This is a genomic window from Acinetobacter rongchengensis (assembly GCF_003611475.1).
Lineage (GTDB): Bacteria > Pseudomonadota > Gammaproteobacteria > Pseudomonadales > Moraxellaceae > Acinetobacter > Acinetobacter rongchengensis.
This window is the reverse complement of record NZ_RAXT01000005.1, coordinates 93,733-110,227: the sequence shown is the minus strand read 5'-3', so window position 1 is coordinate 110,227 and position 16,495 is coordinate 93,733. Positions and strand designations below refer to the sequence as shown.

Annotated in this window: 18 protein-coding genes and 1 pseudogene; all 19 read left to right on the top strand. The window is 39.0% G+C overall.

The window, feature by feature from the left end; all coding sequences use genetic code 11:
- The 19 genes and pseudogenes from D7V20_RS04845 (at position 1) to D7V20_RS04755 (ending at position 16,484) form a co-directional block, all read left to right on the top strand.
- Entirely contained in the window at positions 1–552 is a 552-nt protein-coding gene (locus D7V20_RS04845; RefSeq protein WP_120383198.1) for a phosphatase PAP2 family protein, read from the top strand.
- A gap of 92 nt (positions 553–644) precedes the next feature.
- On the top strand, positions 645–845 hold the full coding sequence (iscX, locus tag D7V20_RS04840) for a Fe-S cluster assembly protein IscX (protein WP_120383197.1): 201 nt from the start codon (positions 645–647) through the stop codon (positions 843–845).
- Positions 846–975: 130 nt separating this feature from the next.
- Entirely contained in the window at positions 976–1,407 is a 432-nt protein-coding gene (gene ndk / locus D7V20_RS04835) for a nucleoside-diphosphate kinase (protein WP_010112718.1), read from the top strand.
- A gap of 179 nt (positions 1,408–1,586) precedes the next feature.
- Positions 1,587–2,822 carry a 23S rRNA (adenine(2503)-C(2))-methyltransferase RlmN gene (gene rlmN, locus D7V20_RS04830; protein ID WP_120383196.1) on the top strand — a complete coding sequence of 412 codons (1,236 nt, stop codon included), beginning with the start codon at positions 1,587–1,589 and terminating at the stop codon, positions 2,820–2,822.
- A gap of 58 nt (positions 2,823–2,880) precedes the next feature.
- Positions 2,881–3,684: a type IV pilus biogenesis/stability protein PilW gene (gene pilW / locus D7V20_RS04825; protein ID WP_120383195.1), complete on the top strand. Its 804-nt coding sequence runs from the start codon at positions 2,881–2,883 to the stop codon at positions 3,682–3,684.
- Complete coding sequence (locus tag D7V20_RS04820; protein ID WP_120383194.1) at positions 3,675–4,463, top strand: helix-turn-helix domain-containing protein; 789 nt, start codon at positions 3,675–3,677, stop codon at positions 4,461–4,463. Before pilW ends, D7V20_RS04820 begins: the two co-directional genes overlap by 10 nt.
- Positions 4,464–4,482: 19 nt before the next feature.
- Positions 4,483–5,598 (top strand): flavodoxin-dependent (E)-4-hydroxy-3-methylbut-2-enyl-diphosphate synthase, encoded by a 1,116-nt coding sequence (gene ispG / locus D7V20_RS04815; RefSeq protein ID WP_010112711.1) that lies wholly within the window; start codon positions 4,483–4,485, stop codon positions 5,596–5,598.
- Between the two features lie 7 nt (positions 5,599–5,605).
- A complete protein-coding gene (gene hisS, locus D7V20_RS04810; protein ID WP_120383193.1) occupies positions 5,606–6,901 on the top strand; it encodes a histidine--tRNA ligase in 1,296 nt (431 codons plus the stop codon).
- Positions 6,902–6,930: 29 nt separating this feature from the next.
- Entirely contained in the window at positions 6,931–7,632 is a 702-nt protein-coding gene (locus D7V20_RS04805; RefSeq protein WP_120383192.1) for a YfgM family protein, read from the top strand.
- A complete protein-coding gene (gene bamB, locus D7V20_RS04800; RefSeq protein ID WP_120383191.1) occupies positions 7,632–8,780 on the top strand; it encodes an outer membrane protein assembly factor BamB in 1,149 nt (382 codons plus the stop codon). The genes D7V20_RS04805 and bamB overlap by 1 nt, the downstream gene beginning before the upstream one ends.
- A gap of 193 nt (positions 8,781–8,973) precedes the next feature.
- Positions 8,974–10,383, top strand: coding sequence for a ribosome biogenesis GTPase Der (gene der / locus D7V20_RS04795; protein WP_120383190.1), 1,410 nt, complete (start codon positions 8,974–8,976; stop codon positions 10,381–10,383).
- Between the two features lie 196 nt (positions 10,384–10,579).
- Positions 10,580–11,203, top strand: coding sequence for a beta-ketoacyl synthase chain length factor (locus D7V20_RS04790; RefSeq protein ID WP_120383189.1), 624 nt, complete (start codon positions 10,580–10,582; stop codon positions 11,201–11,203).
- A complete protein-coding gene (locus D7V20_RS04785; RefSeq protein ID WP_120383188.1) occupies positions 11,197–12,009 on the top strand; it encodes a lysophospholipid acyltransferase family protein in 813 nt (270 codons plus the stop codon). Before D7V20_RS04790 ends, D7V20_RS04785 begins: the two co-directional genes overlap by 7 nt.
- A complete protein-coding gene (locus tag D7V20_RS04780) occupies positions 11,993–12,253 on the top strand; it encodes a phosphopantetheine-binding protein (RefSeq protein WP_010112696.1) in 261 nt (86 codons plus the stop codon). The genes D7V20_RS04785 and D7V20_RS04780 overlap by 17 nt, the downstream gene beginning before the upstream one ends.
- A 9-nt stretch (positions 12,254–12,262) precedes the next feature.
- Positions 12,263–12,511: an acyl carrier protein gene (locus D7V20_RS04775; protein ID WP_120383187.1), complete on the top strand. Its 249-nt coding sequence runs from the start codon at positions 12,263–12,265 to the stop codon at positions 12,509–12,511.
- On the top strand, positions 12,508–13,101 hold the full coding sequence (locus D7V20_RS04770) for a COG4648 family protein (RefSeq protein ID WP_120383186.1): 594 nt from the start codon (positions 12,508–12,510) through the stop codon (positions 13,099–13,101). Before D7V20_RS04775 ends, D7V20_RS04770 begins: the two co-directional genes overlap by 4 nt.
- Positions 13,098–14,823 (top strand): annotated as a pseudogene (locus D7V20_RS04765) (AMP-binding protein). Before D7V20_RS04770 ends, D7V20_RS04765 begins: the two are co-directional and overlap by 4 nt.
- Positions 14,816–15,565, top strand: coding sequence for a glycosyltransferase family 2 protein (locus D7V20_RS04760; protein ID WP_120383185.1), 750 nt, complete (start codon positions 14,816–14,818; stop codon positions 15,563–15,565). The pseudogene D7V20_RS04765 and the gene D7V20_RS04760 overlap by 8 nt, the downstream one beginning before the upstream one ends.
- Positions 15,558–16,484: an LpxL/LpxP family acyltransferase gene (locus D7V20_RS04755; RefSeq protein WP_120383184.1), complete on the top strand. Its 927-nt coding sequence runs from the start codon at positions 15,558–15,560 to the stop codon at positions 16,482–16,484. Before D7V20_RS04760 ends, D7V20_RS04755 begins: the two co-directional genes overlap by 8 nt.
- Positions 16,485–16,495: the final 11 nt, after the last annotated feature.

Here is a 16,495-nt window from a genome sequence, read left to right as displayed (position 1 = left end):
ATGAATTTTAAAAATACCAAAATAAAAATGCTCGATCTCGACCTTAAAGGTTGTTTATATCTGAATAATTTATCGCATACTCAAAGTATTGCTATTTTCTTTAAGGCGATTAGTCGCTTAGGTGATGGCGGCTTTTGGTATGTCATGTTGGCTTTAATCTGGCTGCAAATGGGTTTGAGTTATACAGTACAGATTATTTACGTGGTCATTGCTGGTTCTTTGGGAACAGCAATCTATAAGTTTTTAAAACACAAAACAGTTAGGCCGAGACCGTATCAAGTACACCAAGTGATTGTTATGGGGGAGCGTCCATTAGATCATTTTAGTTTTCCATCTGGGCATACTTTACATGCGGTGATGGCCACGATTGTATTTGGCTATATTCAACCCTTGTTGCTGTTCATTATGTTGCCATTTACTGTTTTAGTGGCATTGTCACGTATGGTTTTGGGTTTGCATTATCCAAGCGATGTGATTGTCGGCGCATTGATTGGAGCTGGTGTTGCAAGTCTCATTATTCTAAGTGCACCTTTGCTTGGTGTGATTTTATAATGACTTATTTTGAAAACGCTGAGTTTCTGAAAGCGTCGATTTTTGCTACAGTAGTGGTATCAAATTCAACTCTTGAACGAAGGATGACCTAAATGGGTTTACGTTGGACGGATACCATTGATATCGCCATTGAACTAACTGAAGCGCATCCAGATGTGGATCCACAATGGGTGCGTTTTACTGATTTACATGCGTGGATTTGTGCTTTGCCTGATTTTAAAGATGATCCGACCAAATCAACAGAAGGTCTGCTCGAAGCAATTCAAATGGCTTGGATTGATGAAGCAAGTTGATGTTGAGTAGCAGTGTAAAAACACTGTACATCGAAAAATCTATTTTTTTACAGATTAAAAGCAGCAAACTGTCGATTATTCGGTATAATGCGCCAAAAATTTCGTGTCAATTTGACTAAAGGAGCCGATCATGGCTATTGAACGTACTTTATCTATCGTAAAACCAGATGCAGTTGCTAAAAACCACATTGGTGATATCTTCGCTCGTTTCGAAAAAGCTGGTCTTAAAATCGTTGCGACTAAAATGAAGCACCTTTCTCAAGCAGAAGCTGAAGGTTTCTATGCTGAACATAAAGAACGTGGTTTCTTTGGTGACTTAGTTGCATTCATGACTTCTGGTCCAGTTGTTGTATCTGTTCTTGAAGGTGAAAACGCAGTTCTTGCTCACCGTGAAATTCTTGGTGCTACAAACCCTAAAGAAGCTGCTCCTGGTACAATCCGTGCAGATTTCGCTGTAAGCATCGACGAAAATGCTGCTCACGGTTCTGACTCAGTTGCATCTGCTGATCGTGAAGTGAACTACTTCTTCGCTCAAACTGAAGTTTGCCCACGTACTCGTTAATTCGACGTATTTAGGGTCACTTTTACTCAAGCACTAAATCTCCGATTTATGAATTGATAACAGACCCGAAACCAGATAGGTGATATACTACTTGTCTGGTTTTTTTATTTTTGTTGTATTTATTGTTCAAATCTTGATCAATATGTTTCATCCCATGACATGTTTTAGGTAGTAATCACATGAATTCTGAAGTTGTCGCTTCATCGTTAAATTTAGATGAACAGCAGCCTGTATCATCAAAGTTTGTTCAATTTGAGCAAGTGGAGAAGGTGAATTTACTTGGCATGTCACGTCCACAATTGGAAAAATTCTTCGAAGAAATGGGGGAGAAAAAATTCCGTGCAGGGCAGGTGATGAAATGGATTCATCAATTTTTTGTAACAGATTTTGCTGAAATGACCAATATTTCAGGAAAATTACGTGAAAAATTAGAAAAAGTTTGTGAAATTAAAGCGCCAGAAGTTGTACATCGTCATTATTCTAAAGATGGAACACGTAAATGGGTGTTTCGCGTAGGCGATGGTGACGGGTCTTTGGTTGAAACAGTACTGATTCCAGCGGAAGATAAAACTGGTTCACGTAAAACGTTGTGTATTTCTTCACAAGTGGGTTGTGCATTGGATTGTTCATTCTGTTCAACAGGTAAACAAGGTTTTCAGCGTGATTTAACTCCAGATGAAATCATTGGTCAGTTGTGGGTCGCAAACTATTCGTATATGGAAGACGTTGCTGTTGCAGAGCGTGAGCGTTCAGTGACCAATGTCGTCATGATGGGTATGGGTGAGCCTTTACTCAATTACGATGCTGTGTTGAGCTCAATGAATATCATGTTAGATGACTTTGCTTATGGTATGTCTAAGCGCCGTGTCACATTGTCAACTTCAGGCGTGGTACCAAAGATTGATCAATTAGCAAAAGATATTGATGTTGCTTTAGCCATTTCTTTGCATGCACCTAATGATGAATTACGCAATGAATTGGTACCAATCAATAAAAAGTATCCATTAGAGCAATTGATTGCCGCTTGTCAGCGTTATATTGCTAAAGATGGCAATGAAAGCTCACGCAAACATGTCACCATTGAGTATGTGATGTTGGAAGGTGTGAATGATCAACCTGAACATGCACAACAAATGATTAAGTTATTGAAAAATTTACCAAGTAAAATTAATTTAATTCCGTTTAACCCTTTTCCACATGCGCCGTATGGTCGCTCAAGTCGAAATCGTATTATTTCTTTCCAAAAAACTTTGTCTGATGCAGGATTTGTGTGTACGATTCGTCAGACACGTGGAGATGATATTGATGCAGCGTGTGGGCAATTGGTTGGGCAAGTGGCAGATCGAACACGCCGTGCAGAACAATGGAAGAAGAAAGTTGCAGAACGCAATGAAATTATACGTTCGCAAGGTTAATTTATTTGTAGGATAACACTACACAATTGAATATCGGGGGCAAGCTTTGAGAAAATCGATGTATTCACAAGCGATTGCTATTTTAGCAATCGGCTTCTCTGCATTGGTGCTACAGGGCTGTCAGACGACAAGTTCCGATACCATTACTAAAAAAGATCCTGAAAAAGCGGTTAAAGTTCGCACTCAACTTGCCGCTGAATATATTCGTACGGGTGATTTGGATGCTGCGAAACGTTCATTAGATCAGGCGTTGGAAGCTGAACCACGTGATTCTACTGCCAATATGATGATGGGTGTTTTATTACAACAAGAAGGCAGCAAGATCAGTATGGAAAAAGCGGACGGCTATTTTAAGCGCGCTATTTCCGCAGATTCGACAAATGCGCAAGCTCGTAATAATTATGGAACATATTTATTTGTTATTGAGCGCTATAATGACGCCATTGAGCAGCTTAAGATTGCTGGTGCGACGCTTGGTTATGATCAGCGTTATAAAGCATTAGAAAATTTAGGGCGTGTTTATCTTAAAGTTGGTGATGTGGCAAATGCTGAAAAAGCATTCAAGCAAGCTTTGCAAGTCAATCGTGACTCAATTATTGCCTTGGTGGAATTGTCTGAACTTTTTTATTTACAGCAAAAAAATGCACAAGCAAGTCAACTCTATGAGCAATATGTTCGTTTAGTAGGTCAGAATAACCAAGGTGCACGAGCACTTTGGATTGGTTTACGTATCGCACGTGCCAATAATGATCAAATGGGAATGCAGGTGTTGGTCAATCAACTCCGTGCTTTATTCCCAGAGAGTCAAGAATATCAACGTTATCTGCAATTACAGTACAGTACTGAGGCCGTATGGAAGTAAATCCTAATTCACAGCAACCTACAGGTTCAAACGTAGCATCGAATGGTTTAGGAAATGTTCAACGTCCAGGTGAGTACTTGCGTCAAGTTCGAGTCTCTAAAATCCTTGATATTAGTGATGTTGCAGCTGAACTGAAAATGCCTGTGAAAACTTTACAAGCATTAGAGCAAGATGAATATAAGTCATTGCCTGAAGCAACATTTATTAAGGGTTATTATCGTTCTTATGCAAAGTATTTGAATGTCGATGCAACCGCAATCATTCAACGCTTCGATGAAATTTATCAAAATGATACGGGTCTTTTACCGAATCATGCTTTGAATAACTCCCCAATTAAAATCATGGGTAAACTCCCAGGTTCAAATCGAGATCGCAATAAAAAATGGTTTAAGCGTATTTTTATTGCGCTTATTGTGATTGCTGCGATTTGGGCACTGATTGCGGGTATTCAAAAATGGACATCGAATAAAAATGTAGATGCTGAAGTGAAACCACAAGAGTCAGATGTAGAAGTGTTGAATCTAAACAATTCTACATCAACTTCTGGTGATCAAATGGTATTGAATTTTAGCCATCCAACATCTGTGCATATTGTTGATAGTACAGGTAAAGTTTTGGCAACTGGACGTCAATCATCAACATTAAATCTCAGTGGCAGTTCACCATTCGAAATTCGACTCGATGATGCAACTGCTGTGTCATTAAGCCTTAATAATGAACAGATTTCATTGTCACCATATACAGTGAACGGAAAAGCTGAATTCCGTTTGTCACGTTAATGGGCAAAGAGTAAAGACCATGATTGAGAACCCAATCAAGCGCCGTCCTACACGTAAAATACGTGTAGGTTCTGTGTATGTCGGTGGTGATGCCCCGATCAGTATTCAAAGTATGACCAATACTGAAACTTGCGATGTAGATGCAACCGTTGCTCAAATTCAACGTTGTGCAGATGTAGGCGCAGACATCATGCGTGTTTCTGTGCCGTCAATGGAGGCAGCAGAAGCTTTTGGTGAAATTCGTAAACGTGTCACTGTGCCATTGGTTGCGGACATTCATTTCGATTATAAAATCGCATTGAAAGTTGCAGACATGGGGGCAGATTGTTTACGTATTAACCCAGGGAATATTGGCTCAGAAGCAAAGATTCGCGAAGTGGTTGCTGCTGCCCGCCATCATGATATTTCGATGCGTATTGGTGTGAATGCGGGTTCTTTGGAAAAAGATATTCAAAAGAAATATGGTGAGCCTACAGGTCAAGCTTTGCTTGAGTCTGCAATGCGTCATATTGATATTCTGGATCGTTTAGATTTTCATGAGTTTAAAGTATCTGTTAAAGCATCAAATGTATTTTTAACCATGGATGCTTATCGTTTATTATCACAACAGATTGATAATCCATTGCATTTGGGCGTTACAGAAGCAGGTGTTTACCGCACTGGTTCGGTAAAGTCAGCGATTGCTTTGGGTGGATTGTTAATGGAAGGCATTGGTGACACCATGCGTATTTCATTGGCAGCTGAACCAGAAGAAGAAATTAAAATTGGTTTTGATATTTTAAAATCATTAAGTCTTCGTTCAAATGGTATCAATTTTATTGCTTGCCCAAGTTGTTCACGTCAAGAGTTTAACGTGATTAAAGTGATGCAAGCTTTGGAAGAACGTTTAGAAGATATTCGTACACCAATGGATGTATCTGTCATTGGTTGTAAAGTAAATGGTCCAGGTGAAGCCAAAGAAGCCGATATTGGTGTAGTAGGTGCAAGTCCTCGCTCACTCGTGTATCGTAATGGTGAAAAGAGTCATTTAATAGATACGAATCAGTTAGTTGATGAAATCGAAACGATGGTTCGTCAACGTGTGCAAGAGCTTGAAGAAGCTAAAGCTAAAGAGATTATACGTACAAGTTTTTGAGTAAGTCATGAGTTCAATTGTCGCGATCAAAGGTTTTAATGATGTTCTTCCAACGCAAACTTCAGCGTGGAGACGTCTAGAGCAACATTTAGCATCTTTAATGGATGCTTATGGTTATCAACAAATTCGTCTGCCGATCGTTGAGCAAACTCATTTGTTTAAACGCTCAATTGGTGATGCAACGGATATTGTTGAAAAGGAAATGTATACCTTTTTTGATAAAGGTAATCCGCCTGAATCATTAACGTTGCGTCCTGAAGGAACTGCGGGTTGTGTGCGTGCAATGTTGGAACATAATTTGCTCCGTGGTGCAAACCCACGGGTGTGGTATGTTGGACCAATGTTCCGTTATGAAAAGCCGCAAAAAGGTCGTTATCGCCAATTTCATCAATTTGGTGTAGAAACTTTTGGGGTTGCAACACCTGATCAAGATGCTGAACTGATCCTTATGACCGCTCGTTTGTGGAAACGTATGGGTGTTTCAGACAAGGTTCAACTTGAGTTGAATACTCTAGGTGAGTCAGACGAACGTGCAGAATACCGTGCGGCATTGGTTGAATTTTTAACTACTCATAAAGATGAGTTGGATGAAGATTCACAGCGTCGTTTAACGACGAATCCTTTGCGTATTTTAGACTCTAAGGATGCTCGAACTCAGCAAATTCTTGAAAATGCGCCTAAATTACATGACTTCTTGAAAGAGGAAAGTATCCATCACTTTGCTCAATTACAGCAGTATTTACGTGATGCTGGCATTGATTTTGTCATCAACCAAAAATTAGTTCGTGGTTTGGATTACTACAATAAAACTGTTTTTGAATGGACAACCACACATTTAGGTTCTCAAGGAACCGTATGTGCAGGTGGTCGTTACGATGGCTTGGTCGGACAGCTTAAGGGTAAGCCAGATCAATCTGTACCTGCTGTCGGTTTTGCAATGGGAATGGAGCGTTTATTGCTTCTTCTGGAACAAGTTGAAGACAATACACCTGTTCGTGAATGCGAGTTATTCTTGGTTTCTGACCCTGCTACTCAAGGTCAGGCATTGGTACTGGCTGAGCAACTGCGTGATCAACTTGAAGCTGTGAATAGCTCCATTCGTTTGAAAACGGGTTCTCAGGGTTCAATGAAGAGCCAAATGAAAAAAGCAGACCAATCAGGTGCAATATACGCATTGATCTTTGGTGAGCGTGAAGCTGAGGCTCAGCAAGTTTTGGTTAAAGAACTTGCGACAGCTGAACAATATGAAGTTGTGGTATCTGAAATTGTACCCTTCTTCACCGAAAAATTTTCTTCGAAATAAGCCAATAATCATAAGGAAAGGGGAGTGAAATGAGCGCAATAAGTGATGAAGAACAACTAGATAGTTTAAAGTCATTTTTTAAGAAATATGGCTCAGCTATGGTGACAGGCGTCCTCATTGCATTGATTGCCTTTTTCGGATGGGAATATTGGCAGAAGAAAACTTTGGCTGAAAATCAAAATGAAACAGCAAAAGTTCAACAATTAATGGATGATGTAAAAGCAGTTGCAGGCGATCCAAAAGCTTCAACTGCTTTGGTTGCATCGGCAGATAAAATTGTTAAAGATAATCCTGATTCAGTACAAGCTATCCAAGCTCAAATTGTGATGGCGAAATTAGCATATGATAAAAATGATTATGCAACAGCTGAACGTGAGCTGAAAAAAGTTGAAAATTCTAAGCTAAAAGATGCGGGTCTGTTACAAGTTGTAAAGATTAAACTTGCAGATACACAATTGGCGCAAAAGAAATTTGATGAAGCCTTGAAAACCTTGTCAGCAGTGGATGAGCCCGCTTTTAAAGCAACTGCTGAAGAGTTAAAAGGTGATATTTACGTTGCAAAAAATGATATCGATAATGCCAAAAAGTCGTATCAAGCAGCATGGAATGCGGTGGTTGAGCGTAAACAAGAACGTCAAATTTTACAAATTAAACTCGAAAGTGTTGGCGTATTAGTAGATGATCCTGAACTTGAACGCCCAATTTTAGAAACGCAAGTGGATGAGTCTTAATGGATAGAAAATTTAAAATACCTTTTGCTTTAGCAATCTTATCTACAGCTTTAGTGGGCTGTTCAAGTAATAAAGTTAAAGAAGTAAAAATTAAACCAAATCCATTGCCTAAGGTTGCTCAAGCTACGAGTTTGGTTCGTGTATTTTCAACAGATGTTTCTTCAACCAGTGAAGAAGATCCGTTGCGCCTTCGTTTAGATACAGAAAATGGTGTTGTTTTCGCTTTAGATCCGAAAGGTGAAGTTGCTGCCTATAAAGGTAAACAACGTTTATGGGAAACCAAAGTCACTAAAACAGGTCTAAGCTCTGGTATAGAAGCTGCGGATGGTTTGGTTGTTGTGGGCAGCCCAAAGGGTAAACTCTATGCTTTAGATCAAGCTACGGGTGCAAAAAAGTGGACAGCTCAACTGTCTGGTGCTGTGATTAGTTCAGCTCTGGTTCAATCAGGCCGGGTTATTGTGATTACAAATGACGCCACTGTATATGCTTTAGATGAAGAAACAGGTCAACAAGCTTGGACTTACAAGTTGCCGAATGCTTCATTCAGCCTGCGTGGGCAAGCATCGCCTGTAAGTTTAGATCCGCGTACAATTCTTGTGACCACATCTACTGGATATCTTTATGCAATAGATAGTGTAGCGGGTGTTCCTCGTTTACAACGTCGAGTTGCTGTTTCTGAAGGTCGTTCAGATATTCAACGTTTAATTGATGTGGATGGTGAACCTGTTGTTGCTGGACAATATGTCGTAACAACCAGTTTCCAAGGTCAGGTGACGGTACTTGATTTAGCTTCACAACGGGTTTTGTGGAGTGAAAACTCAAGCAGTATTAACCGTCCTGAAGTTTCTGATGGCAAAGTCTTTGTATCGCAAACGGATGGTCAGTTGGTTGCTTATGATTTGATTACAGGTCAGCAGATTTGGAAAAATGAACAACTGCTCAATCGTAATTTAAGCAATGCTGTATTGCTCGGCCAAAATTTAGTTGTGGGTGATTTAGATGGTTATTTACATCTTATTGATCCAAACTCAGGCACAATCTTAGGGCGTTCTAAAACCAGTGGTGAAGTACGTACTTTAAGAATTATCGATAATCAGCTTTATGTTGCGACTCGCAAAGGCGATTTAAGCATTTGGCAGAATCGATAGACTGATCGTCAAATTTATTGAGTCTTGTGTTAAACTAGTTCTCATCTATTTTTCTAAACTCGGGGTGATTGAATATTCAATACCCCGTGTTTTTATTTGAATTGTCGAAAGACAAGGGCTTTGACCCTATTTCCTCCTATTTATCTGATGTTCAGACCAGTCCAACTGGCTGATCTTGAATTAAGGTTAATTTATGAAACCCGTAATTGCGCTCATTGGGCGTCCAAACGTTGGTAAATCAACGTTATTTAACCAGATTACTAAGAGTCGTGATGCACTTGTTGCCGATTTTGCTGGTCTGACCCGTGATCGTAAGTACGGTGATGCGGTATATGAGAATAAATCTTTCATTGTTGTTGATACTGGGGGTATCGGCGAAAGTGAGGGGGGGATTGATTCTTATATGGCAGAACAGTCAAAAACTGCGATTAATGAAGCGGATATTATTATTTTCGTAGTCGATGCACGTGCTGGCTTATTGGCTTCGGATGAACAAATTGCACGTGAGCTACGTACTTTAGGTAAGAAAATTTACCTTGTTGCCAATAAAGTAGATGGTGTACATGCTGAAGCTGCATTGGTTGAATTCTATAAATTGGGTATGGGTGAACCTTTACAAGTTGCTGCAAGTCATGGTCGTGGCGTACAGCAAATGCTTGAGGAAGTCTTAACGGATGTTCCTGAAGATGAAAATGAAGAAGAGCACGATAAAGCCACAGGTTTACGTTTAGCGATTATTGGTCGTCCAAATGTGGGTAAATCAACATTGGTCAACCGTTTATTGGGTGAAGAACGTGTGGTGGCATTTGACCAACCAGGAACAACACGTGATTCGATTTATATTCCGTATGAGCGTGATGGTCGTCAATACACCTTAATTGATACTGCTGGTGTACGCCGTAAAGGTAAGGTCGATGAAATGATTGAGAAATTCTCAATTGTGAAAACCTTACAAGCGATTAAAGATGCCCATGTGATCGTGGTGGTTTTGGATGCACGTGAAGGTGTGGTAGAACAAGATTTACATTTAATCGGTTATGCACTTGAAGCAGGTCGTGCCATGGTTATTGCCATTAACAAATGGGATAACATGACTGAATATGACCGTAAGCAATGTAAGTTAGATGTAGATCGTCGTTTTGATTTTATTCCTTGGGCAAAAGTACATTTAATTTCTGCACTGCATGGCACAGGTGTAGGCGATATGTACCCTACGATCCATCGTGCTTATGATTCGTCACATTTAAAAGTGTCACCTGCAAAATTAACGCAAATTTTGAATGATGCAACTGAAGCACATCAACCACCAATGATCAGTGGCAAGCGAATTAAAATGCGTTATGCACATATGGGTGGGCAAAATCCACCAACCATCGTGATTCACGGAAATAAGGTGGATAAAACGCCTGCAGATTATCGTCGTTATTTAGAAAACGTATTCCGTAAAGTGTATAAACTTGAAGGTACGCCAGTTCGAATTGACTTTAAAACTTCTGAAAATCCATTTGAGGGACGTAAATCTCAGGTAGATGAACGTACAGCAGCACGTCGCCGTCGTTATATTCAGAAATTCAAAAAAGCTGAGAAGAAGTTTAGCCGTTAATTCTAAACGCCTTTGCGAGATTGAAAACCCAAAGGAATCTTTGGGTTTTTTATTTGTGCTTTGCTGAAGTTGCTTGCTTTAAAGAGCATTTAGATGATTTTCTATACGCTTTTTCTGCTCAATGCTATAATTCCGACATAACACGAATATGGCAAAAAAATCGATTATAATAGATTCATAGGAAATATGGTTTAGTATGATTCAGTTGAATGTTTCACAACTTAAATTCAGTTGTGCAGGAGAGGTTCATCCTGCGCTTGAGCATATTCCTACAATGCAGCGTAGACGGTTGTCTACACTTGCTAAATTGGCTTTGAATAGTGCTGTTGAATGTTTAAATCAGCAAAAAGTAGATTATATTGTTTGGGCATCACAGTATGGTGATGAGCATAAAACCTATAAAATTTTAGAAGATGTATTACAAGATTTGACACCATCGCCTACACAATTTTCAACTTCTGTCCATAATGCGATTGCAGGCTTGTATTCAATCTTATATAAAGACGCAACGCCAGCCACGAGTTTGTGCGCAGATTGGTCTGAAGCGATGATTGAGGCTTATGCATATCTCAAAACCATGCATCCGCAGGGGCGAGTGTTAGTGGTTTATTATGATGAAGCATTGCCTGAAATTTATGAAGAACATCAGCATTTTCAGGGTTTTTCGATGGCGGCTGTGGTGGGTTTGGAAACACCAAATTTACAGCTAGATGAAACAAAGTTAAAGCAAGTCGAACCCAAATATTTAGATGCAATGCATTTTAATGAGTTTTGGAAACAAACTTTGCAACAAAGTTATGGTGCATGGTCAAGATGTTAATGATGAAGAAGTTACGCAATCAATTAAATTATGCATGGCGTGTTGGAGCAACAGGGTTTAGTTTCGCAAGTTTTGGTTTAGGTGGTGTAGCTATTGGTGGGATCATTGCGCCTTTGGTCAATTTATCCAGTAAAGAAGCGAAATGCAGACAGCAAAGAACACAACAAGTCATTCGGTATAGCTTTAAAGGTTTTACTGAAATGATGGTTAAGCTGGGCATTATGACTTATGAGATTGAGGGCTTAGAAAAACTAAAACAAAGCCGACAAGAATTAGTGATAGCCAATCATCCTACCTTGATTGATGTCGTGGTTTTGATTGGCCTGATGGAAAAAGCCAATTGTGTGGTGAAAGAGGCATTGTGGTCAAACCCATTTACCAAAGGTCCAGTACGTTCTGCTGGCTATATTTTAAATGCGGGATCTGAACAATTTATTTATGATTGTGTTGAGCGCTTGCAGGAAGATCAAGCTGCATCTTTATTGATTTTCCCTGAAGGTACGCGTACAGAAAAAGGTAAATTTTTAAATGAATTTCAACGTGGTGCAGCGAATATTGCATTACGTGCCCAAGTTCCGATCCGTCCAGTTTTAATCCGATGTACGCCATCGACATTAACCAAGAATGAAAAATGGTATCACATTCCATCTGAACCATTTCATATTCAAATTAAGGTATTGGATGCGATTCATATTGATGAGGTGTTAGGTGATACTCAGGTTTCTCCAAAGCAAGTTCGTCAATTAAATCAAAAACTTCAACAATTTTTTAATCAAGAGTTATTAGACAATGAGCAATCTTGCTGATGAATTAAAACAAATGATCATTGATGTACTTGCCCTCGAGGACATCAGCATAGATGACATCGACACCGAAGCTCCTTTATTTGGTGATGGCTTAGGTTTGGATTCTATTGACGCATTAGAATTAGGTTTGGCATTGAAGAAACGGTATAACATTCATTTGAATGCTGAGTCTGCTGATACCAAGCAGCATTTTAAATCGATTCAAAGTTTAGTTGCTTTGGTTGAAGCACAACAAAAAGCATAAGAGGTTAAGATGTTAACGCAACAACAAATTCTAGAAAAATTACGTGAATGGATGGAAGAGTTATTTGAAATTGAACCTGAAGAGATTCAGCTTGATTCAAATCTTTATTCAGATCTTGATGTAGACAGTATTGATGCGATTGATTTGGTCGTAAAAATTAAAGAATTAACAGGTAAACAAGTACAACCTGAAGATTTTAAAAATGTTCGTACTGTGCAAGATGTAGTGACTGTTATTCATAATATGTTTGCTGGATGAAGCAGGTATTTAAAGGGATAGTGATCATTCTGATGGTTGTCTATCCCTTTTTAGTGGGATGGAGTTTATCACACGGGCATTTTCTGTGGGTCAGTCTCATTCTGATCGCACTGGGTATTGTGCGTTTATTTAGCCAAGGCAATCAGCTCATGATGCCGTTGACTTGGTTTGCAATCCTATGCGGTGGCTTGAGCTTAGTATTGAAAGATCATGCTTGGTTGAAAATGTACCCGGTATTTATGAGTGTTGGTGCAGGGATGATTTTTGCATCAACCCTGATTAAACCACCTTCGATGATAGAGCGTTTTGCACGTCTTGCTGAGCCAGATTTACCAGAATCCGGTGTGATTTGGACACGAAAAGTCACTCTGGTTTGGTGTATCTTCTTTGTGATAAATGCTTTGATTGCGCTGTATACTGTATTGTTTGCACCCATGAAAATTTGGGTGATTTATAATGGTTTTGTTTCCTACGTATTGATGGGAATTTTATTATTAGGCGAGTTTATTTTACGAAAGCGCCAACAACGTCTAAATCTGCATATTGTCTCAGACCAGACGGTTTCAAGAAAGAGTGATTTAAAAGAATGATAGCGTGTCATTTTCAAATGCATGTTTCTGCACAAAATATATTGTGTATTCAAGATGATTTGAGCCAAATTCGTTTTGTCGATTTTTGGCAAGATGTCTGCACACAAGCATGCTTTATTTCTACATTAGATGCAGAACAGTACGCACTTTGGGAAAATGACAGTTATGAGTTTTTGGTTTTATTTTTTGCAGCATTATTAGCAGAAAAGCAATTATTACTTGCACCGAATCGCGTAAAAGTACTTGAATCTGAATTGGCTGAACAAGGGATTTATTTCCTAACTCGCCAACAACGTACGACGAAAAATGTTTCAAAAGTGTTTGAGCTTTCAACCTTAAATTTAGATGAAAATTTTCTAACACAGGCACAAGTTTATTTTTATACCTCAGGTTCGACGGGGCAACCGAAGAAAATTCCTAGGACGTTACGTCAATTATTGAATGAGGTACAAGGTCTAAATCAAAGTTTTGATTTAGATGACTCAGCTATTGCGATTGCCACAGTCAGTCATCAACATATTTATGGTTTGTTGTTTAAATTGCTTTGGCCTTTGGCCTTTGGCCAGTGGTCGTAGTTTTTATAATCCACAATTGGCTTTTCCTGAACATGTCGTTGCAGCACAAGCTAAACTTGCTGTATTACAAAGAAAGAACTATGTCATTTCGAGTCCCGCTTTACTGAAACGCTGGACAGCTGAGGTTATTCTGCAAGATTGCCAATATGTCTATTCTTCAGGCGGTAAATTAGATGCGGGTGTTCGACCTTGGTTAAATCGTCCGATTGTAGAGGTTTTAGGTAGTTCTGAAACAGGCGGCATTGCTTACCGAAAACAGGATGATGCACTGTGGAAGCCCTTTGCCAATGTTGATATTCAAGTTGTTGAAAATGATGAGCTTGCAGTAAAAAGCAATCATGCATTTAGTGATGAATGGGTATTTACGGGAGATCGTGTACATCTTGAAGATATATCAGACTTAAAGAGTCTGTTTAAGCTGTTAGGGCGCTTAGACCGAATTATAAAGTTAGAAGAAAAACGATTAAGTTTGGATGCGATTGAACATCAGATTCTGAGTTTAAAGGAAGTTGTAGACTGTCATGTATTGCTCATAGCACATGAGCATCGTCAGATTTTGACTTGTGTTGCGGTTTTAAATGAAGATGCGCAAGCAAGCTTAGTGCAGACGACGAAAGCAAGTTTCGTTGCACAGATAAAAACACAATTAAATGATAAATTAGAAAGTATTGCGATCCCAAGACAGTGGCGGTTTTTGACACAATTGCCTAGAAATACCCAATCCAAATTAAATAAGCAAATGATGCAAGATTTGTTTAAACCTTTGCTATTGCCTGTTGTTTTAGCACAACAAAATTCAGCTGATCAAACAGTCTTTCAATTGGAATTTCCACCTGAACTCGCGTGTTTTAAAGGACATTTCCCCAATTTTCCAATTTACCCTGGAGTTGGGCAAATTGGATTTATTCAGCAATTTGCGCAACAGGTTTGGGCTGATTTGGCTTGGTGTAATGGTTATGAACAACTGAAATTTCAAGATTTAATCAAGCCTTTTGCTGTCGTGCAACTGACCTTACAGAGAAAGTTACATAAGATTTATTTTGAAATGTGTTCAGGGGAACAGAAACTCGCTTCAGGACGTTTATTATTTGAATTAAAACAACAGAATCAGATTGATCATACGATAACTGGGGTGACACATGTCTAAGTATGGGTTTATTGTCCCCGTTTATAATCATCCACATTATATTCAGGCTTTAATTGAGCATTTAATCCAATTTGAATTGCCAATTATTTTAGTGAATGATGGCAGTGATGCAGAATGTACGCATTTGCTACATGATATTGCCACACAGTTTAAACAGGTTATTTTAGTTGAACATACACATAATCAAGGCAAAGGTCAGGCAGTGATTACGGGGGTAAATAAAGCCTTTGAACTGGGTTTAAGTCATGCATTGCAGATTGATTCAGATGGACAGCATGATTGGAATGATATTGTCAAATTCCTTGAGATGTCACAGCAACATCCACATGCCATGATTATTGGTCAGCCTATTTTTGATGATAGCGTGCCAAAAAGCCGTTTGTATGGACGTTATGCCACTCATATTTGGGTATGGATTAACAGTTTATCGTTTGATATCAAAGACAGTATGTGTGGTTTTCGGGTTTACCCTTTGGCTGAAACACTCGCTGTTATTCAAACTGCAAAGTTCCAATTGCGAATGGGGTTTGATAGTGAAATTTTAGTGCGTTTAAAGTGGAACAATATTTCTTTTGTGAATGTTCCGACCAAAGTGATTTACCCCGAGCAAGGAATTTCACATTTCCATGCGTGGCGTGATAATTGGGGAATGACTAAGGCACATTCACGGCTTTTTGCAGGAATGTTGCTACGCTTACCGACTTTACTGAAAAACAAATATAAAGGTTCAGCACATGACTGAATCGCAATCACCACAATGGAATCATTTAAAAGAAAAAGGGGGGATGTTCCCCTTAATGCTGATGTTGTGGTTCTACCGTTTAGGCGGGCGTGTGTTGTGCCGTATTGTTTTGTATTTTGTGATCATGTGGTATTGGTTATTTTCAACAACAGCTAAACAAGCTTCTGTACAATATTTAAATAGATTGCATAACTTTTCAGCTAAACAATCACCTTTTACACAAGCACCTACATTGCTAAATAGCTATACACATTTCATGCAATTTGGTGAATGTATTTTAGATAAAATAGAAGGCTGGTTGGGCAATATCTCACAGCAAAAGTTGAGTTTGCATGGGCATGAGCATTTCCAAGCGCATTATCAAAAGGGTGCAATTATTCTCGTATCGCACTTTGGAAATATTGAATTATTACGTGCAGTTAAGTCAGAAAATCCACAAAAGATTAATGTATTGGTCTATCAAAAGCATGCAACCAAGTTTAATGATTTTTTGAAAAAAATTAACAGTAATGCGGATGTACACCTAATTTCTGTTGATGAGTTAGGTGTAGAAACAGCAGTACTTTTGCAAGAAAAACTGGATCAAGGCGAATGGGTGATTTTGGCTGCAGATCGTGTTCCTGTGCAATCGCAACGTGTACAACGTGTAAGTTTTTTAGGTGAGGATGCAGACTGGCCACAAGGCGCTTGGATTTTAGCAAGTTTATTGAAAGTACCGTTATTGGCTGTTTTTTGTTATCGACACAATCAACAGTTTGATGTGCATATTCATTTACTGGCAGAGAAGGTTGAATTACCACGGGCGAATCGCTCGGTTGCAATGCAGAATATCACGCGAAAGTATGTTGAAGTGTTAGAGCAGCATTGCATACGTGCACCCTATCAATGGTTTAATTTTTATAATTTTTGGAATAAATAGTTGAAAAATAA

Coding starts and splice junctions, on each gene's coding strand:
- D7V20_RS04845 (WP_120383198.1), top strand. CDS start 1: ATGAATTTTAAAAATACCAAAATAAAAATGCTCGATCTCGACCTTAAA.
- iscX (WP_120383197.1), top strand. CDS start 645: ATGGGTTTACGTTGGACGGATACCATTGATATCGCCATTGAACTAACT.
- ndk (WP_010112718.1), top strand. CDS start 976: ATGGCTATTGAACGTACTTTATCTATCGTAAAACCAGATGCAGTTGCT.
- rlmN (WP_120383196.1), top strand. CDS start 1,587: ATGAATTCTGAAGTTGTCGCTTCATCGTTAAATTTAGATGAACAGCAG.
- pilW (WP_120383195.1), top strand. CDS start 2,881: ATGTATTCACAAGCGATTGCTATTTTAGCAATCGGCTTCTCTGCATTG.
- D7V20_RS04820 (WP_120383194.1), top strand. CDS start 3,675: ATGGAAGTAAATCCTAATTCACAGCAACCTACAGGTTCAAACGTAGCA.
- ispG (WP_010112711.1), top strand. CDS start 4,483: ATGATTGAGAACCCAATCAAGCGCCGTCCTACACGTAAAATACGTGTA.
- hisS (WP_120383193.1), top strand. CDS start 5,606: ATGAGTTCAATTGTCGCGATCAAAGGTTTTAATGATGTTCTTCCAACG.
- D7V20_RS04805 (WP_120383192.1), top strand. CDS start 6,931: ATGAGCGCAATAAGTGATGAAGAACAACTAGATAGTTTAAAGTCATTT.
- bamB (WP_120383191.1), top strand. CDS start 7,632: ATGGATAGAAAATTTAAAATACCTTTTGCTTTAGCAATCTTATCTACA.
- der (WP_120383190.1), top strand. CDS start 8,974: ATGAAACCCGTAATTGCGCTCATTGGGCGTCCAAACGTTGGTAAATCA.
- D7V20_RS04790 (WP_120383189.1), top strand. CDS start 10,580: ATGATTCAGTTGAATGTTTCACAACTTAAATTCAGTTGTGCAGGAGAG.
- D7V20_RS04785 (WP_120383188.1), top strand. CDS start 11,197: ATGTTAATGATGAAGAAGTTACGCAATCAATTAAATTATGCATGGCGT.
- D7V20_RS04780 (WP_010112696.1), top strand. CDS start 11,993: ATGAGCAATCTTGCTGATGAATTAAAACAAATGATCATTGATGTACTT.
- D7V20_RS04775 (WP_120383187.1), top strand. CDS start 12,263: ATGTTAACGCAACAACAAATTCTAGAAAAATTACGTGAATGGATGGAA.
- D7V20_RS04770 (WP_120383186.1), top strand. CDS start 12,508: ATGAAGCAGGTATTTAAAGGGATAGTGATCATTCTGATGGTTGTCTAT.
- D7V20_RS04760 (WP_120383185.1), top strand. CDS start 14,816: ATGTCTAAGTATGGGTTTATTGTCCCCGTTTATAATCATCCACATTAT.
- D7V20_RS04755 (WP_120383184.1), top strand. CDS start 15,558: ATGACTGAATCGCAATCACCACAATGGAATCATTTAAAAGAAAAAGGG.